Origin of the sequence: Saccharicrinis carchari (genome assembly GCF_900182605.1) — a bacterium.
Taxonomy (GTDB): domain Bacteria; phylum Bacteroidota; class Bacteroidia; order Bacteroidales; family Marinilabiliaceae; genus Saccharicrinis; species Saccharicrinis carchari.
Map to the genome: position 1 here is coordinate 66,980 of NZ_FXTB01000011.1, position 14,341 is coordinate 81,320.

The following is a 14,341-nucleotide window of genomic DNA, read 5'->3' on the forward strand; positions in this document are numbered from 1 at the left end:
ATTATTCCTTGTCTAATTTATACTTCGTAATATCCATACCAAAAGTAAGGTTCATCACTTGCAACAGATCATCGAGTTCTGTCAATGACTTTTTGCCAAAGTTACGGAACTTTAATAAATCGTTACGGTTGAATTGAACCAACTCTCCCAGTGACTCCACATCGGCTGCTTTAAGGCAGTTTAGTGCACGCACTGAAAGGTCCAGGTCTACCAACTTAGTTTTTAGCAGCTGGCGCATGTGTAGCACCTCTTCATCAAACTCTTCGTTACCAAACTTCTCGTCCGAGTCGAGCGTAATTCTCTCATCGGAAAACAGCATGAAATGGTAAATCAGTATTTTGGCAGCCTCTTTCAATGCATCTTTAGGATGGATAGAACCGTCTGTTTCTATTTCAATAAGTAGTTTCTCGTAGTCAGTTTTTTGCTCCACCCGATAATTTTCTATCGAATATTTCACATTTCTGACGGGAGTGTATATAGAGTCGATCGCAATTACCCCGATTTCATTTTCCACTGAGTGGTTTTCTTCTGCCGGAACGTAGCCTCTACCTTTGTTAATAGTAAGCTCCATTTTAAGGTTTACATCGGGATTCATCAGGCAAATTGTTTGATCAGGATTTAACACTTCAAATCCTGTCATAAAATTATTCAGTTCACCTGCTTTTAATTCTTTTTTACCCGAAACGCTGATCGTTAACTTCTCACTATCCACCTCTTCAACAATCTGCTTGAATCTGATTTGCTTAAGATTAAGAATAATATCCGCTACATCGTTTATAACACCGGGTATGGTGGAAAACTCATGATCCACTCCCTCAATTTTTACCGATGTAATAGCGAAACCTTCTAATGAGGATAACAAAATTCTTCTTAAGGCATTTCCAACTGTAATACCATAACCCGGTTCTAGCGGACGGAATTCAAATCGACCCAAATGCTTGTCCGATTCAAGCATGATAACTTTATCCGGTTTTTGGAATGCTAATATTGCCATAAGAATAAATTATTTAGAATACAATTCAACTATCAATTGTTCTGTTATGTTTTCCGGAATATCTTCCCGTGCCGGCATGTTTAAAAACTTGCCACTAAGTGAGTCACTATCCCACTCTAACCACGAAAAGTTGTGCACCGAGGAGGAAGCAAGTGATTCCGTGATTGTTTCCAGTGATTTTGACTTTTCGCGTACGCCAACGATTTGATCGCCTTTTAAAGTATACGATGGAATGTTAACAATTTTACCATCTACCGTAATGTGCTTGTGAGAAACCAATTGACGAGCCGCTGCCCTGGTGGGCGCAATACCTAAACGATATACCACGTTATCTAAACGACACTCTAATAAACCCAGCAAAACCTCACCGGTAATTCCCTTTGAGCGATTTGCTTTTTCAAACAAGTTTCTAAATTGTTTTTCTAATAGACCGTAGGTATATTTTGCTTTTTGTTTTTCTTTTAACTGCACGCCGTATTCCGAAGTTTTTCTTCTGCGGTTGTTACCGTGCTGTCCCGGAGGATAATTTTTTCTCTCGAAGCTTTTATCCGAACCATAAATTGCCTCACCAAATTTACGGGCAATTCTTGTTTTTGGTCCAATGTATCTAGCCATTCTTCTAAATTTTTGTTTTTAAATTTTTGTTTTTAAATTATGAATATGAAGGCCGCGAAATTATAGAGAGGAGGTTCTATATATAATCATTCACAATTCAAAATCCAAAGACTCAATTTATGGTTAATAACTAGTCGTTAAACTCGACGTCTTTTAGGCGGACGACACCCATTATGAGGCATTGGTGTGATATCTATTATTTCTGTTACCTCGATACCGTTTGAATGGATCGAACGAATTGCAGATTCACGGCCATTACCGGGTCCTTTCACATAAACTTTCACCTTTCTTAATCCCGCATCATATGCCACTTTAGCGCAATCGCTTGCGGCTGTTTGTGCAGCATAGGGTGTATTCTTTTTAGAACCTCTAAAACCCATTTTACCAGCACTTGACCAGGATATTACCTGACCATTTTTATTGGTCAAGGAAATAATAATATTATTGAAAGATGAGTGAATATGTGCTTCTCCCTGAGCCTCTACTTTTACGACTCTCTTTTTCTGACTCGCTGTCTTCTTTGCCATATTTCAATTATTATTTAGTTGCTTTCTTTTTATTGGCAACAGTTTTCTTTTTGCCCTTACGTGTACGAGCGTTGTTTTTCGTTTTCTGTCCGCGTAAAGGTAAACCAATACGGTGACGGATGCCACGGTAACAACCTATGTCCATCAATCGCTTGATGTTTAACTGAATTTCAGAGCGAAGTTCACCTTCAATTTTATATTGCTCTGTAATTACTTCTCGAACTTTACTTACCTGTTCGTCGGTCCATTCGCTCACCTTTAGGTCAGCATCAACCCCGGCAGCGCCAAGGATTTTTTGAGCAGCACTGTGCCCAATTCCGTAAATATATGTTAATGCTACCGCACCACGCTTGTTGGTAGGTATATCAACTCCAGCAATTCTAGCCATAATATAAATAATTATCCTTGACGTTGTTTAAACTTGGGATTCTTTTTGTTGATCACGTATAAGCGTCCTTTGCGTTTTACGATTTTGCAATCGGCGCTTCTCTTTTTTACAGATGCTCTAACCTTCATTTTATTTAGAATTAATTTTTATATCGATACGATATCCTGCCTTTTGTTAGGTCGTAAGGAGACATCTCCACCTTAACCCGGTCACCCGGCAAAATTTTTATATAGTGCATTCTCATCTTACCCGAGATATGCGCTGTTATCACATGCCCGTTTTCCAATTCCACGGTAAACATGGCATTTGAGAGGGCTTCAACTATTGTTCCGTCTTGTTCTATGGAGGATTGTTTAGCCATAATATGTTATCTTCTTTTAAATTTAAGACTGCAAAGTTAATACTTCTTCAACAAATTTAAAACTAGAAAGTATATCTGCTTCATTTTTACCCACTGCTACGGTATGTTCAAAGTGTGCAGAAACCATTTTATCTATGGTTCTAATCGTCCATCCGTCGCTTTCCTGTACAATATTTCGTTTACCCAAATTAATCATGGGCTCAATAGCGATAACCATTCCCGGTTTTAACAAAACACCGTAACCTCTTCTGCCGTAGTTGGGTACTTCGGGCGATTCGTGCAGGTTTTTTCCTACTCCGTGCCCCACCATTTCGCGTACCACCGAATAACCTTTCGCTTCGCTATGGCGTTGCACAGCATAGCCTATATCGCCTAAACGTTTTCCGGCAACGGCATTTTCAATTCCTTTATATAAGGCCTCCTTGGTTGTTTTCAGCAAATCCTCCACTTCCGGGCTCAGTTGGCCCACCCCAAAGGTATAGGCCGAATCGCCATAAAACTCGTTTTTAAGCACGCCACAATCCACTGAAACAATGTCGCCCTCTTTAAGCGGTTTTTTATTGGGAATTCCATGAACCACTTGCTCATTTACCGAAGTGCAAAGGCTGTTAGGAAATCCCTGGTAATTTAAAAAACCAGGGATAGCATCATGATCCCTTATAAACTCCTCGGCTCTCTTATCCAGCTCCAATGTGGTAACGCCCGGCTTAATCAGCTTGGCTACCTCACCCAGTGTTTTTGCCACCAAAAGATTACTTTCGCGAAGCAACTCTATCTCCTCGTCTGTTTTAAGATATATCATACCAATGCCTTCCCCCTTTTAATGCTTAGTAAACAGCGGGTCCACCACCGGTTCTACCTTTGATTCTTCCCGACTTCATTAATCCATCGTAGTGACGCATCAACAGGTGACTTTCTATTTGTTGCAAGGTATCCAATACCACCCCAACAAGAATTAACAGAGATGTTCCACCGTAAAATTGTGCAAACATTCTATCAACACCGGCAATCATGGCAAAGGCGGGTAATATGGCCACTATAGCCAGAAATACCGAGCCGGGCAGAGTGATTTTTGACATCACGGAGTCCAAAAACTCAATGGTTTTTTTACCCGGTTTAACACCAGGAATAAAACCGCCATTACGCTTCATATCCTCTGCCATTTGCGTTGGGTTAATGGTAATTGCTGTATAAAAATACGTAAAAGATATAATTAATAAAGCAAATACCAGGTTGTAAACCCAGCCGGTCATATCGGAAAAGGCTGCTGCAAACCCTGTAGCGGTTTCACTTTCGGCGTATCCTACCAAAACAATAGGCACAAACATAATTGCTTGTGCAAATATGATAGGCATTACTCCTGCAGCATTTACCTTTAGCGGTATGTACTGACGAACGCCACCGTATTGCTTGTTACCAACGATACGTTTGGCATACTGCACCGGTATGCGTCGTGTTCCCTGTACCAACAGTATTGTACCTGCAAACACAAAAAACAGCACCACCATCTCAATTAACAACATAACTAAACCACCACCTTCATTAAAGCGTGATACAAATTCTGCTGCTGCGGCAAAAGGTAAGTTAGCGATAATACCCACCATGATAATCAATGATATACCATTGCCGATACCTTTTTCTGTAATCCTTTCGCCGAGCCACATAACAAACATTGTACCGGCAGTAAGAATGATGATTGATGAGATTTTAAACATCAAGCCTTGTGAGGTCACTGCCACATCGGGCAGGTTTGCCAAATAGGCTGGTGCCTGAAACAATAGAATGATCACTGTAAGATAGCGCGTTATCTGATTTATCTTGCGTCTTCCGCTCTCGCCCTCGCGTTGTAGTTTCTGAAAATAAGGAACTGCAATGCCAAGAAGCTGAATCACAATAGAGGCAGAGATATAGGGCATGATGCCCAAACCAAATACCGATGCGTTAGCAAACGCACCACCCGAAAACATATTTAAAAGGCCCATAACGCCTTCCGCAGTCTGCTGTTCGAGTGCACTTAACTGTGTAGGATCTATACCAGGCAAAACAATGAAGGACCCCAAACGGTAAATCAATACCAGTCCCAATGTTGTAAGAATGCGCGCTTTTAGATCCTCAATCTTCCAAATGTTACGAATTGTTTCGATCAGTTTCATTATGAGTTACAGTTTTACAACGGTTCCTTGAGCCGCCTCGATGGCGCTCACCGCTGATTTAGAAAAGGCGTGAGCTTTCACTTCAATTTTGGCACTAATGTTACCGTTACCAAGTATTTTGACCCGGTCGTTTCTGTTGATATAACCAGCTTCGCGAAGTGTATCAACGTCAATTACAGTAAGATTGTTCTTTTCGGCCAGCAACTGGAGCAAATCAATATTTACCGCTTTATACTCTACGCGATTAATATTTTTAAATCCGAATTTAGGAACACGTCTCTGTAAAGGCATTTGACCACCTTCGAAACCAATTTTTCGTGAATAACCAGACCTGGACTTGGCACCCTTATGTCCGCGGGTAGAAGTACCACCACGGCCAGAACCCTGTCCTCTACCAATGCGTTTTTTTGTTTTGGTAGAACCTTCTGCCGGTTTTAAATTACTTAAGTCCATATCTAAAATTAACTTAATTCGTTATCAATTATTTTTCTACACTAACCAGGTGTTTCACCTTTTCAATCATTCCAAGAATTTGAGGACTTGCCTCAAATTCTCTGGTTGCATTAATTTTAGTTAGTCCAAGAGCCGCCAAAGTTCTTTTTTGACGTTCGGGAGCTCCGATTTTGCTCTTTATTTGCTTTACTGTTATTTTCGCCATCTTGGTTTGCTTATCCGTTAAATACTTTATCCAGCGCAACACCTCTTTGTTGGGCTACCATGTGTGCATCTCTGAGTTCTTTGAGCGCGTTGATGGTTGCTTTAACAAGGTTGTGTGAATTAGACGAACCTTTTGACTTAGCCAAAACGTCGGTTATACCGGCGCTTTCGAGTACGGCACGCATGGCACCACCAGCCACCACTCCTGTTCCATGTGTAGCAGGTTTCATAAACACACGGGCACCGCCGTATCTGCTGTACTGCTCATGCGGAATAGTACCTTTATATACCGGTACTTTTACCAGATTTTTTTTAGCGGCGTCCACTCCTTTGGCAATTGCTGTGGTTACTTCGCCGGCTTTACCCAGGCCCCAGCCCACTATACCATTTTCGTTACCCACAACAACCATGGCAGAAAAACTAAAAGTTCTACCACCTTTGGTAACTTTGGTTACACGATTAATGGCTACTAATCTGTCCTTAAGGTCCAGATCGTTATTACTTTTTACTTTTGTATTATCTCCAGCCATAGTTATTAAAATTTAAGACCTGCTTCACGTGCAGCATCGGCTAATTGTTTAACTCTACCGTGATACAAGAATCCGTTACGGTCAAATACCACTCTTTCTATTCCGGCCTTTTTTGCCTTTTCGGCAATTATAGCGCCTACTTTAGCTGCCTGCTCCGTTTTGGTCACTTTTTGTGCTGCCACCTCCTTTTCAAGTGAAGTAGCTGCCACAAGTGTATTACCTGAAAGGTCGTCTACCAACTGTACAGAAATTTGTTTGTTGCTTCTGTAAACCGACATCCGGGGCTTCTCAGCCGTCCCTTTTATTTTGGCACGGATACCATTTTTTATTTTAAGTCGTCTTTCTACTTTAGAAAAAGCCATAATTTTAAAATTTTAATCAGATTAAACTTTAGCAGATTTACCAGCTTTGCGTCTGATTTGCTCTCCGACAAACTTGATACCTTTACCTTTGTAAGGCTCAGGTTTACGCATAGCGCGAATTTTTGCGCAAATCTGACCGAGCAATTGCTTATCTGCAGATTCTAATGTAATAATCGGATTGCTCTTTCTGTCTGTAACAGCTTCGACTTTTATCTCTGGGGGCATCTGCATTAAAATGGGGTGAGAGTAACCTAGTGACAACTCCAAAATTTGTCCTTGGTTGGTCGCTCTATAGCCTACCCCTACCAGTTCCAGTTTTCTTACGTAGCCATTGGCAACGCCTTCAACCATATTATTGATAAGCGAACGATATAAACCGTGTTGGGCGCGGTGTTTCTTTGATTCCGACGGTCTTTTCACATCGATTTGTCCCTCGTTCACCTCTACTATCATATCCGGATTTACTTCTTGCGAGAGTTCTCCTTTGGGTCCTTTTACGGTTACCAGGCTTTCCTTTACTGTTACGGTAACGCCGGCCGGTATCGAGATGGGCTGATTTCCTATCCTTGACATACTGTTTCCTCCTTTATTAATATACGTAACATAAAACTTCGCCACCAACTTGTGCTCCACGTGCTTCTTTATCGGTCATAACACCTTTGGAAGTGGAGAGGATGGCAATACCTAAACCATTTAATACCCTGGGGATATTTTTGTGACCGGCATACTTACGTAAGCCCGGTGTACTAACGCGTTTTAGCGATTTAATTGCAGAAAGTTTGGATTGAGCATCGTATTTTAATGCAATCTTTATAATTCCTTGCTTGTTGTCGTCCACAAATTTGAAGTTGAGTATATAACCTTTGTCGTAAAGCACCTTGGTCATTTCCCTTTTCAAATTTGATGCAGGGATTTCAACAACTTTGTGTTTTGCCATGATGGCATTTCTGATTCTAGTCAGAAAATCTGCTATTGGATCTGTCATTTTAAAAAGTTTAAATTAATCCCGATGACGGGACAATATTTATACTTGAACCTAATTTATTACCAGCTGGCTTTTTTAATGCCGGGAATTAACCCTGCTGAAGCCATTTCGCGGAACTGTATCCTGGACAATCCGAATTGACGCATATATCCTTTTGGACGACCTGTGATTTTGCAACGGTTATGCAAACGTACAGGAGAAGCATTTTTTGGTAATTTTTGCAATCCTTCGTAATCACCCGCTTCTTTTAGTGCCGCTCTTTTTTTAGCATATTTGGCTACAAGCTTGGCTCTTTTTACTTCACGAGCCTTCATTGATTCCTTGGCCATATTTAACTCTTTTTTGTATTTTTAAATGGTAAACCAAACGCTTTCAACAAGGCGAAAGCTTCCTCATCGGTATTTCCAGAGGTCACAAAGGTAATATTCATACCCATAATCTTGCTAACTTCGTCAATATTTATTTCGGGAAAAATAATCTGTTCCTCAATACCTAAAGTATAGTTACCTCGACCATCAAGCTTGCTGTTAATTCCTTTAAAGTCACGTATTGCAGGAAGCGAGATACGGATCAATCTTTCCAGGAACTCATACATCTTGTTTTTACGTAAGGTTACGCGCACGCCAACCGGCATTTTTTTACGTAACTTAAAGTTAGAGATATCCAACTTAGAGAGACAAGGCACTGCTTTTTGGCCTGTGATAGTTGTCAATTCCTTCACTGAAATATCAACCATTTTTTTGTCGGCTACCGCCTGTCCAATACCCTGGTTAATAACAATTTTCTCCAATTTTGGAACTTGCATCACGGTTTTGTAATCAAATTCCTTCATCAATGTAGGAACCACCTGTTCCTTGTACATTGCTTTTAAACTAGGTGTATAGCCCATTACTTGATTTCCTCCCCTGATTTTTTAGCGAACCTAACCAATTTACCTTCATCGTTTTTGCGACGGCCTATGCGTGTTGCTTTGCCGGTTGAAGGGTCCTTAAGGTTAAGATTGGAGATGTGGATAGGTGCCTCTTGCTTTACAATTCCTCCTTGCGGGTTATCAGCATTAGGCTTTGTATGTTTGGATATCATATTAATACCTTCCACAACAGCTCTATTTTTACTAATAAGAACTTCCAGCACCTTGCCTTCACGTCCTTTATCAACTCCGGCGTTAACGATAACGTTGTCGCCTTTTTTTATATGTAACTTTCCCATTGCTATTTTTTTAAACAATTTATAGCACCTCCGGAGCCAGTGAAACAATTTTCATGTATCCGTCGCGCAGCTCCCTGGCTACAGGGCCAAAAATACGTGTTCCACGTATTTCACCCGCCTGGTTTAACAGCACACACGCGTTTTCGTCGAAACGGATATAGGATCCGTCGGCTCTTCTGATCTCCTTTTTAGTACGAACGATTACTGCTTTTGTAACTGTACCTTTCTTCATATCTGTTGAAGGAGAGGCACTTTTAACCGTTACAACTATACGATCCCCTATGGAGGCGTATCTTCTTTTGGTACCGCCCAATACCCTAATGCAAAGCACTTCGCGGGCTCCGCTATTATCGGCTACGGCCAATCTGGATTCTTGTTGTATCATGATTACTTAGCTCTTTCGATAATTTCTACTAACCGCCACCTTTTGGTTTTACTCAAGGGGCGAGTTTCCATAATTTTGACTGTATCGCCTTCGTTACATTCGTTTTTTTCGTCGTGCGCATTAAACTTTTTTGTCTTCTTTACGAATTTACCGTAAATAGGGTGCTTAAGGCGTACAATTGAAGCAACTACAATAGACTTATCCATTTTGTTGCTGGCAACGATACCGATACGTTCTTTTCTTAAGTTTCTCTTTTCCATTACTACACTATTTTTCGGTTAATTGCTTTTGATGCAAAATAGTTTGCAGTCGTGCAACATTTTTACGTAAATCTCGAATCTTCAATGGGTTTTCCAATGGAGATATACTATGATTGAGCTTTAAACGGATAAGTTCTGCACGTTCGGTGTCAATCTTTTCGATGATTTCGTTGACGGTCATTTCATTAATTTCCGAAGTCTTCATTCTTAAACGCTTTTAGATTCAACATAGTCTCGTCTTACAACGAATTTTGTGGTAACAGGCAATTTTTGAGCTGCGAGACGCAATGCTTCTTTTGCTGTTTCGTAGGGTACTCCTTCACATTCGATAATAATTCTACCAGGAGTAACAGGGGCTACAAATCCCTCGGGGCTACCTTTTCCTTTACCCATACGCACTTCTGCAGGTTTTTTAGTAATGGGTTTATCGGGGAATACCCTGATCCAGATTTGTCCTTGGCGCTGCATGTAACGTGTTACTGCAATACGGGCGGCCTCAATTTGGCGTCCGGTAAGCCATTTTGCTTGTAAGGATTTAATTCCGAAAGATCCGAATGCGAGCTGAGCACCACGTTGTGCATCGCCCTTCATACGGCCTTTCTGCATCCTTCTGTATTTTACTTTCTTTGGTTGTAACATCTTTCTAACTCATTTACATTAGCGGATGATTACTTTCTTCTCTTCTTGAAACCACCACCTTTACGGCCTCCACTGTCTTTGGTAGCGAAGTTTGGCGAAAGATCGGGTTTACCGTAGATCTCTCCTTTACATATCCAAACTTTAATACCCAGCAAACCTGTTTTGGTAAGTGCTTCTGCCTGAGCGTAATCGATATCTGCACGGAAAGTGTGAAGAGGCGTTCTTCCTTCTTTATACATTTCCGATCGGGCCATTTCGGCTCCATTTAAACGGCCTGAAACCTGGATTTTAACACCCTCGGCACCCATCCGCATGGTTGAGGCGATCGCCATTTTTATCGCACGTCTAAAAGCTACACGGCCTTCTAACTGTCGGGCTATGTTGTTTGCCACTATAATGGCATCCAGCTCGGGTCGTTTAACCTCAAAAATATTGATTTGAACCTCCTTGTCGGTGATTTTTTTCAATTCTTCTTTTAGCTTGTCAACCTCCTGTCCACCTTTACCGATAATGATACCGGGACGAGCTGTATGCACCGTAATGGTAATCAATTTCAGTGTACGTTCGATGATAATCCTGGAGATACTAGCTTTGGCCAGACGCACATTAAGATATTTACGGATTTTAGTATCTTCTAATAACTTGTCGCCATAGTTTCTTCCGCCAAACCAGTTAGAGTCCCATCCTCTGATGATGCCTAATCGGTTACTTATTGGATTTACTTTTTGTCCCATCTAGCTAACTTTTAATTCTTCTTGATTATTCACCTTGCTGTCGATATAAATGGTTACATGGTTTGAACGCTTTTTGATACGATGTGCGCGTCCTTGCGGGGCGGGCCTTAATCTTTTCAAAATTCTTGCCGAATCAACGTTAATTGACTTTACCACAAGGTTGGCATCTTCCATGCGTACCCCTTCATTCTTCTCCTTCCAGTTTGCGATAGCCGACAGAAGTAGTTTCTCAACCCTGCGCGAAGCTTCTTTCGAAGAGTACTTCAACAGGTCGAGGGCCAAGTTGACCTCTTTACCTCTGATCATATCTGCAACCAGGCGCATTTTTCGTGGAGAAGTAGGCACATTGCTTAGTGAAGCAAAGCTCACTTGCTTTTTTGCTTCCTTCGTTTTATCTGCTCTGAGTCTTTTTCTAGCACCCATTTTTAATTCTCTTTATTAAGTTACTTATGCCTTAGGTTACCTTTTTTTGTTTCCACCGTGACCTCTGTAGGTACGTGTGGGCGAAAACTCACCTAATTTGTGGCCTACCATATTTTCGGTAACATAAACGGGAATAAACTTATTTCCGTTGTGCACTGCGATGGTATGTCCTACAAAATCAGGAGATATCATCGATGCTCTTGCCCAAGTTTTAATCACTGATTTTTTACCTGATTCGTTCAAAGCGAGAACTTTTTTATCAAGTTTATAATCGATAAATGGGCCTTTTTTTAATGATCTGCTCATAATATTCTATTGATTACCGTTTATTTTTTACGCTTTTCAATAATGTACATGCTCGAGGCTTTCTTCTTGTGTCGAGTTTTGTAGCCTTTTGCCAGTACACCGTTACGTGATCTTGGATGCCCACCTGAGGCTCTTCCTTCGCCACCACCCATTGGGTGATCAACAGGGTTCATCGCCACACCACGAACGCGAGGACGACGGCCTAACCAACGTGAACGACCCGCTTTTCCGGATCTTTCGAGCGCATGGTCCGAGTTGCCTACCGCACCAATAGTAGCACGGCAAGTAGTCAGCACCATTCTGGACTCGCCAGAGGGCAATCTTAATACCGCGTATTTTCCTTCACGAGCAGCCAATTGAGCAAATGTGCCGGCACTACGTGCCATGATACCACCCTGTCCCGGGCGTAACTCAATATTGTGGATGATCGTTCCCAGCGGGATCTCTTTAAGGGGTAAGGTGTTACCCAGGTCGATACTTACGCCTTGACCTGATTCCACTTTCTGACCGACTTCCAATCCATTAGGAGCGAGAATGTATCTTTTTTCGCCGTCGGCATAAACCAACAATGCGATACGTGCACTACGGTTAGGGTCGTATTGTATAGACTCTACTGTAGCTGCAACACCGTCCTTATTTCTTTTGAAATCGATTACCCTGTAACGTCTCTTATGTCCACCCCCCAAATAACGCATGGTCATTTTTCCGGTGTTATTTCTACCGCCGGACTTTTTGATGGGCTCCAGTAAGGACTTCTCTGGTGTATTTGAGGTAATCGTATCAAACGCACCAATAACTTTGTGTCTCTGCCCCGGTGTTGTGGGCTTTAGCTTTCTTACTGCCATTTTACTTAAATATTGCTATAAAAATCAATTTTATCTCCTGGTACTAAGGTAACGATAGCTTTTTTGTAAGCTGCAGTTTTACCTACCTGCACACCGCTTTTGGTATGGCGGCTTTTTACTTTACCCGCATATACCATGGTGTTTACTCTATCAACAGTTACATCGTACATCTCCTCAATCGCCTGCTTAATCTGTAGTTTATTAGCATTTTTATTTACCACAAATCCAAAGCTGTTTAGCTTTTCGCCTTGCTCGTTGAGTTTTTCAGTAACTATTGGCTTAATTAATATTTGCATTTTTAAATCTCCTTAAGCTTTAAATTAAAAATTACCTAATCCTTCAACTGAACTTTCGACAAGAACCAGTGCTCCGGCTTTCATAATACCGTAGGTGTTCAATTCAGCTAATGTTACTACTTCCGTTTTAGGAATATTTCGAGAGGCCAGGTAAACGTTTTTATCGGCTTGGTTCAATACCAGCAGAGAACGTTTCCCGTCTATCTTCAGACTTTTACGGATTTGCTCGAACGCGCTTGTTTTTGGGGCTTCCAGATTAAAGTCCTCCACAACAAGGATACTGCCTGTTTTTGCTTTATAAGATAAAGCAGACTTACGGGCAAGTTCTTTCAGCTTTTTGTTCAATTTAAATCCATAGTTACGCGGACGAGGACCAAAAATACGACCACCACCTCTGAATATTGGTGATTTAATGCTACCCGCACGAGCTGTACCGGTACCTTTTTGCTTTTTGATCTTGCGTGTACTACCCGCGATCTCGGCTCTTTCCTTTGATTTGTGAGTTCCCTGACGTTGATTTGCAAGGAACTGTTTTACATCAAGATAAATAGCATGATCGTTGGGTTCAATACCGAAAACTGCATCCGAAAGCTCAACAGTTTTACCGGTCTCTTCTCCTTTTATGCTTAATACTTTTAGTTCCATTACATTTCAACTATTAAATATGAACCCTTTGCTCCTGGCACTGATCCTTTTACAATCAAAAGGTTGCTTTCAGGAATCACTTTCAACACTCTAAGGCTTTCTACCATCACCCTTTCACCACCCATTCTTCCGGCCATTTTCATGCCTTTGAACACACGTCCGGGATAGGAAGCGTTACCGATAGAACCTGGCGCTCTGAGTCGGTTGTGCTGTCCGTGGGTTTGTCCTCCAACACCACCAAATCCGTGTCGTTTAACTACCCCTTGAAAACCTTTTCCTTTAGAAATACCGGTTACGTCGACAAAAATATCTTCTTCAAAGATGTCTACTTTAACCTCGTCTCCTAAATTAAATTCTTGTTCGAATCCTTTGAACTCAACAACACTACGCTTTGGTGTTACGCCCGCTTTTTTAAAGTGGCCTAACTCCGGTTTCGAAGTGCTCTTTTCCTTCTTTTCGTCGAACGCCAGCTGTACAGCCTCATACCCGTCGGTTTCTACAGTTTTAACCTGCGTAACCAAGCATGGGCCAGCTTCGATAACAGTGCATGGGATGTTTTTCCCCTCGGCACTGAAAACGGAAGTCATTCCGATTTTTTTTCCAATTAATCCTGGCATTGTTACAAAAATTAAATTTATATAATTGTAGATGTTTAGACTTAAGGGATAAGAGATAATAACAATTGAATATCATCTCCTACCTTAAATCAGCGTATCTATCACACTTTTATTTCAACTTCAACCCCGCTGGGCAGCTCTAACTTCATTAAAGCATCGATTGTTTTAGCTGTGGAGCTATAGATATCGATTAATCGCTTGTACGATGCCAATTCAAACTGCTCTCTCGACTTCTTGTTTACGAATGTTGAACGCAACACCGTAAATACTCTTTTGTGAGTAGGAAGCGGAATAGGACCGCTCACTACGGCCCCGGTTGTTTTTACTGTTTTTACGATTTTTTCGGCAGACTTGTCAACCAGGTTGTGATCGTAAGATTTCAGTTTTATTCTAATTTTCTGACTCATCTT

29 protein-coding genes are annotated in these 14,341 nt (G+C 41.3%); all 29 read right to left on the reverse strand.

The features are described from left to right. Position 1 precedes the first annotated feature (1 nt). Positions 2-994 carry a DNA-directed RNA polymerase subunit alpha gene (locus FN809_RS15805; RefSeq protein ID WP_142534505.1) on the reverse strand — a complete coding sequence of 331 codons (993 nt, stop codon included), beginning with the start codon at positions 992-994 and terminating at the stop codon, positions 2-4. Between the two features lie 9 nt (positions 995-1,003). Next, positions 1,004-1,609, reverse strand: coding sequence for a 30S ribosomal protein S4 (gene rpsD, locus FN809_RS15810; RefSeq protein ID WP_142534506.1), 606 nt, complete (start codon positions 1,607-1,609; stop codon positions 1,004-1,006). Between the two features lie 137 nt (positions 1,610-1,746). Then, positions 1,747-2,136 carry a 30S ribosomal protein S11 gene (gene rpsK, locus FN809_RS15815; RefSeq protein ID WP_142534507.1) on the reverse strand — a complete coding sequence of 130 codons (390 nt, stop codon included), beginning with the start codon at positions 2,134-2,136 and terminating at the stop codon, positions 1,747-1,749. A gap of 10 nt (positions 2,137-2,146) precedes the next feature. Beyond that, on the reverse strand, positions 2,147-2,524 hold the full coding sequence (gene rpsM / locus FN809_RS15820; RefSeq protein ID WP_221929457.1) for a 30S ribosomal protein S13: 378 nt from the start codon (positions 2,522-2,524) through the stop codon (positions 2,147-2,149). Between the two features lie 11 nt (positions 2,525-2,535). Further along, positions 2,536-2,652, reverse strand: coding sequence for a type B 50S ribosomal protein L36 (gene ykgO, locus FN809_RS15825; RefSeq protein ID WP_071792536.1), 117 nt, complete (start codon positions 2,650-2,652; stop codon positions 2,536-2,538). An 11-nt stretch (positions 2,653-2,663) separates the two neighbouring features. Then, positions 2,664-2,885, reverse strand: a complete 222-nt coding sequence (gene infA, locus FN809_RS15830; RefSeq protein WP_142534509.1) for a translation initiation factor IF-1 — start codon at positions 2,883-2,885, stop codon at positions 2,664-2,666. A 22-nt stretch (positions 2,886-2,907) separates the two neighbouring features. Beyond that, positions 2,908-3,687, reverse strand: coding sequence for a type I methionyl aminopeptidase (gene map / locus FN809_RS15835; RefSeq protein WP_142534510.1), 780 nt, complete (start codon positions 3,685-3,687; stop codon positions 2,908-2,910). A 25-nt stretch (positions 3,688-3,712) separates the two neighbouring features. Beyond that, entirely contained in the window at positions 3,713-5,038 is a 1,326-nt protein-coding gene (secY, locus tag FN809_RS15840; RefSeq protein ID WP_142534511.1) for a preprotein translocase subunit SecY, read from the reverse strand. 6 nt (positions 5,039-5,044) lie between these two features. Beyond that, positions 5,045-5,491, reverse strand: a complete 447-nt coding sequence (gene rplO / locus FN809_RS15845; RefSeq protein ID WP_142534512.1) for a 50S ribosomal protein L15 — start codon at positions 5,489-5,491, stop codon at positions 5,045-5,047. Positions 5,492-5,519: 28 nt separating this feature from the next. Next, on the reverse strand, positions 5,520-5,696 hold the full coding sequence (gene rpmD / locus FN809_RS15850; RefSeq protein WP_142534513.1) for a 50S ribosomal protein L30: 177 nt from the start codon (positions 5,694-5,696) through the stop codon (positions 5,520-5,522). Between the two features lie 10 nt (positions 5,697-5,706). Further along, a complete protein-coding gene (rpsE, locus tag FN809_RS15855; RefSeq protein ID WP_142534514.1) occupies positions 5,707-6,225 on the reverse strand; it encodes a 30S ribosomal protein S5 in 519 nt (172 codons plus the stop codon). Positions 6,226-6,230: 5 nt separating this feature from the next. After that, complete coding sequence (rplR, locus tag FN809_RS15860; RefSeq protein WP_142534515.1) at positions 6,231-6,587, reverse strand: 50S ribosomal protein L18; 357 nt, start codon at positions 6,585-6,587, stop codon at positions 6,231-6,233. 21 nt (positions 6,588-6,608) lie between these two features. After that, a complete protein-coding gene (gene rplF, locus FN809_RS15865; protein WP_142534516.1) occupies positions 6,609-7,160 on the reverse strand; it encodes a 50S ribosomal protein L6 in 552 nt (183 codons plus the stop codon). Between the two features lie 16 nt (positions 7,161-7,176). After that, on the reverse strand, positions 7,177-7,572 hold the full coding sequence (gene rpsH / locus FN809_RS15870) for a 30S ribosomal protein S8 (RefSeq protein ID WP_142534517.1): 396 nt from the start codon (positions 7,570-7,572) through the stop codon (positions 7,177-7,179). 59 nt (positions 7,573-7,631) lie between these two features. Continuing rightward, positions 7,632-7,901, reverse strand: coding sequence for a 30S ribosomal protein S14 (gene rpsN, locus FN809_RS15875; protein ID WP_142534518.1), 270 nt, complete (start codon positions 7,899-7,901; stop codon positions 7,632-7,634). A gap of 2 nt (positions 7,902-7,903) precedes the next feature. Further along, positions 7,904-8,461, reverse strand: coding sequence for a 50S ribosomal protein L5 (gene rplE, locus FN809_RS15880; protein WP_142534519.1), 558 nt, complete (start codon positions 8,459-8,461; stop codon positions 7,904-7,906). Further along, entirely contained in the window at positions 8,461-8,781 is a 321-nt protein-coding gene (gene rplX, locus FN809_RS15885; RefSeq protein ID WP_142534520.1) for a 50S ribosomal protein L24, read from the reverse strand. Before rplX ends, rplE begins: the two co-directional genes overlap by 1 nt. A gap of 19 nt (positions 8,782-8,800) precedes the next feature. Beyond that, positions 8,801-9,166, reverse strand: coding sequence for a 50S ribosomal protein L14 (rplN, locus tag FN809_RS15890; RefSeq protein ID WP_142534521.1), 366 nt, complete (start codon positions 9,164-9,166; stop codon positions 8,801-8,803). Between the two features lie 2 nt (positions 9,167-9,168). Then, complete coding sequence (rpsQ, locus tag FN809_RS15895; protein WP_142534522.1) at positions 9,169-9,426, reverse strand: 30S ribosomal protein S17; 258 nt, start codon at positions 9,424-9,426, stop codon at positions 9,169-9,171. Positions 9,427-9,433: 7 nt separating this feature from the next. After that, on the reverse strand, positions 9,434-9,631 hold the full coding sequence (rpmC, locus tag FN809_RS15900) for a 50S ribosomal protein L29 (protein ID WP_142534523.1): 198 nt from the start codon (positions 9,629-9,631) through the stop codon (positions 9,434-9,436). Between the two features lie 2 nt (positions 9,632-9,633). Beyond that, positions 9,634-10,065, reverse strand: coding sequence for a 50S ribosomal protein L16 (gene rplP, locus FN809_RS15905; RefSeq protein ID WP_142534524.1), 432 nt, complete (start codon positions 10,063-10,065; stop codon positions 9,634-9,636). A gap of 29 nt (positions 10,066-10,094) precedes the next feature. Next, positions 10,095-10,799, reverse strand: coding sequence for a 30S ribosomal protein S3 (gene rpsC / locus FN809_RS15910; protein WP_142534525.1), 705 nt, complete (start codon positions 10,797-10,799; stop codon positions 10,095-10,097). Continuing rightward, positions 10,800-11,222: a 50S ribosomal protein L22 gene (gene rplV, locus FN809_RS15915; protein WP_142534526.1), complete on the reverse strand. Its 423-nt coding sequence runs from the start codon at positions 11,220-11,222 to the stop codon at positions 10,800-10,802. Positions 11,223-11,258: 36 nt separating this feature from the next. Then, on the reverse strand, positions 11,259-11,528 hold the full coding sequence (gene rpsS, locus FN809_RS15920; protein WP_142534527.1) for a 30S ribosomal protein S19: 270 nt from the start codon (positions 11,526-11,528) through the stop codon (positions 11,259-11,261). 20 nt (positions 11,529-11,548) lie between these two features. After that, entirely contained in the window at positions 11,549-12,373 is an 825-nt protein-coding gene (gene rplB, locus FN809_RS15925) for a 50S ribosomal protein L2 (RefSeq protein ID WP_142534528.1), read from the reverse strand. A 5-nt stretch (positions 12,374-12,378) separates the two neighbouring features. Then, a complete protein-coding gene (gene rplW, locus FN809_RS15930; protein WP_142534529.1) occupies positions 12,379-12,669 on the reverse strand; it encodes a 50S ribosomal protein L23 in 291 nt (96 codons plus the stop codon). 24 nt (positions 12,670-12,693) lie between these two features. After that, positions 12,694-13,314 carry a 50S ribosomal protein L4 gene (gene rplD / locus FN809_RS15935; protein ID WP_142534530.1) on the reverse strand — a complete coding sequence of 207 codons (621 nt, stop codon included), beginning with the start codon at positions 13,312-13,314 and terminating at the stop codon, positions 12,694-12,696. Then, entirely contained in the window at positions 13,314-13,931 is a 618-nt protein-coding gene (gene rplC / locus FN809_RS15940; RefSeq protein WP_142534531.1) for a 50S ribosomal protein L3, read from the reverse strand. The genes rplD and rplC overlap by 1 nt, the downstream gene beginning before the upstream one ends. A 101-nt stretch (positions 13,932-14,032) precedes the next feature. Further along, positions 14,033-14,338, reverse strand: a complete 306-nt coding sequence (gene rpsJ, locus FN809_RS15945) for a 30S ribosomal protein S10 (RefSeq protein ID WP_142534532.1) — start codon at positions 14,336-14,338, stop codon at positions 14,033-14,035. Positions 14,339-14,341 lie beyond the last annotated feature (3 nt).

What these genes read in the sequence shown, in the direction of transcription:
- FN809_RS15805 (WP_142534505.1), bottom strand. Translation starts at nt 994, where the DNA reads ATGGCAATATTAGCATTCCAAAAACCGGATAAAGTTATCATGCTTGAA.
- rpsD (WP_142534506.1), bottom strand. Translation starts at nt 1,609, where the DNA reads ATGGCTAGATACATTGGACCAAAAACAAGAATTGCCCGTAAATTTGGT.
- rpsK (WP_142534507.1), bottom strand. Translation starts at nt 2,136, where the DNA reads ATGGCAAAGAAGACAGCGAGTCAGAAAAAGAGAGTCGTAAAAGTAGAG.
- rpsM (WP_221929457.1), bottom strand. Translation starts at nt 2,524, where the DNA reads ATGGCTAGAATTGCTGGAGTTGATATACCTACCAACAAGCGTGGTGCG.
- ykgO (WP_071792536.1), bottom strand. Translation starts at nt 2,652, where the DNA reads ATGAAGGTTAGAGCATCTGTAAAAAAGAGAAGCGCCGATTGCAAAATC.
- infA (WP_142534509.1), bottom strand. Translation starts at nt 2,885, where the DNA reads ATGGCTAAACAATCCTCCATAGAACAAGACGGAACAATAGTTGAAGCC.
- map (WP_142534510.1), bottom strand. Translation starts at nt 3,687, where the DNA reads ATGATATATCTTAAAACAGACGAGGAGATAGAGTTGCTTCGCGAAAGT.
- secY (WP_142534511.1), bottom strand. Translation starts at nt 5,038, where the DNA reads ATGAAACTGATCGAAACAATTCGTAACATTTGGAAGATTGAGGATCTA.
- rplO (WP_142534512.1), bottom strand. Translation starts at nt 5,491, where the DNA reads ATGGACTTAAGTAATTTAAAACCGGCAGAAGGTTCTACCAAAACAAAA.
- rpmD (WP_142534513.1), bottom strand. Translation starts at nt 5,696, where the DNA reads ATGGCGAAAATAACAGTAAAGCAAATAAAGAGCAAAATCGGAGCTCCC.
- rpsE (WP_142534514.1), bottom strand. Translation starts at nt 6,225, where the DNA reads ATGGCTGGAGATAATACAAAAGTAAAAAGTAATAACGATCTGGACCTT.
- rplR (WP_142534515.1), bottom strand. Translation starts at nt 6,587, where the DNA reads ATGGCTTTTTCTAAAGTAGAAAGACGACTTAAAATAAAAAATGGTATC.
- rplF (WP_142534516.1), bottom strand. Translation starts at nt 7,160, where the DNA reads ATGTCAAGGATAGGAAATCAGCCCATCTCGATACCGGCCGGCGTTACC.
- rpsH (WP_142534517.1), bottom strand. Translation starts at nt 7,572, where the DNA reads ATGACAGATCCAATAGCAGATTTTCTGACTAGAATCAGAAATGCCATC.
- rpsN (WP_142534518.1), bottom strand. Translation starts at nt 7,901, where the DNA reads ATGGCCAAGGAATCAATGAAGGCTCGTGAAGTAAAAAGAGCCAAGCTT.
- rplE (WP_142534519.1), bottom strand. Translation starts at nt 8,461, where the DNA reads ATGGGCTATACACCTAGTTTAAAAGCAATGTACAAGGAACAGGTGGTT.
- rplX (WP_142534520.1), bottom strand. Translation starts at nt 8,781, where the DNA reads ATGGGAAAGTTACATATAAAAAAAGGCGACAACGTTATCGTTAACGCC.
- rplN (WP_142534521.1), bottom strand. Translation starts at nt 9,166, where the DNA reads ATGATACAACAAGAATCCAGATTGGCCGTAGCCGATAATAGCGGAGCC.
- rpsQ (WP_142534522.1), bottom strand. Translation starts at nt 9,426, where the DNA reads ATGGAAAAGAGAAACTTAAGAAAAGAACGTATCGGTATCGTTGCCAGC.
- rpmC (WP_142534523.1), bottom strand. Translation starts at nt 9,631, where the DNA reads ATGAAGACTTCGGAAATTAATGAAATGACCGTCAACGAAATCATCGAA.
- rplP (WP_142534524.1), bottom strand. Translation starts at nt 10,065, where the DNA reads ATGTTACAACCAAAGAAAGTAAAATACAGAAGGATGCAGAAAGGCCGT.
- rpsC (WP_142534525.1), bottom strand. Translation starts at nt 10,799, where the DNA reads ATGGGACAAAAAGTAAATCCAATAAGTAACCGATTAGGCATCATCAGA.
- rplV (WP_142534526.1), bottom strand. Translation starts at nt 11,222, where the DNA reads ATGGGTGCTAGAAAAAGACTCAGAGCAGATAAAACGAAGGAAGCAAAA.
- rpsS (WP_142534527.1), bottom strand. Translation starts at nt 11,528, where the DNA reads ATGAGCAGATCATTAAAAAAAGGCCCATTTATCGATTATAAACTTGAT.
- rplB (WP_142534528.1), bottom strand. Translation starts at nt 12,373, where the DNA reads ATGGCAGTAAGAAAGCTAAAGCCCACAACACCGGGGCAGAGACACAAA.
- rplW (WP_142534529.1), bottom strand. Translation starts at nt 12,669, where the DNA reads ATGCAAATATTAATTAAGCCAATAGTTACTGAAAAACTCAACGAGCAA.
- rplD (WP_142534530.1), bottom strand. Translation starts at nt 13,314, where the DNA reads ATGGAACTAAAAGTATTAAGCATAAAAGGAGAAGAGACCGGTAAAACT.
- rplC (WP_142534531.1), bottom strand. Translation starts at nt 13,931, where the DNA reads ATGCCAGGATTAATTGGAAAAAAAATCGGAATGACTTCCGTTTTCAGT.
- rpsJ (WP_142534532.1), bottom strand. Translation starts at nt 14,338, where the DNA reads ATGAGTCAGAAAATTAGAATAAAACTGAAATCTTACGATCACAACCTG.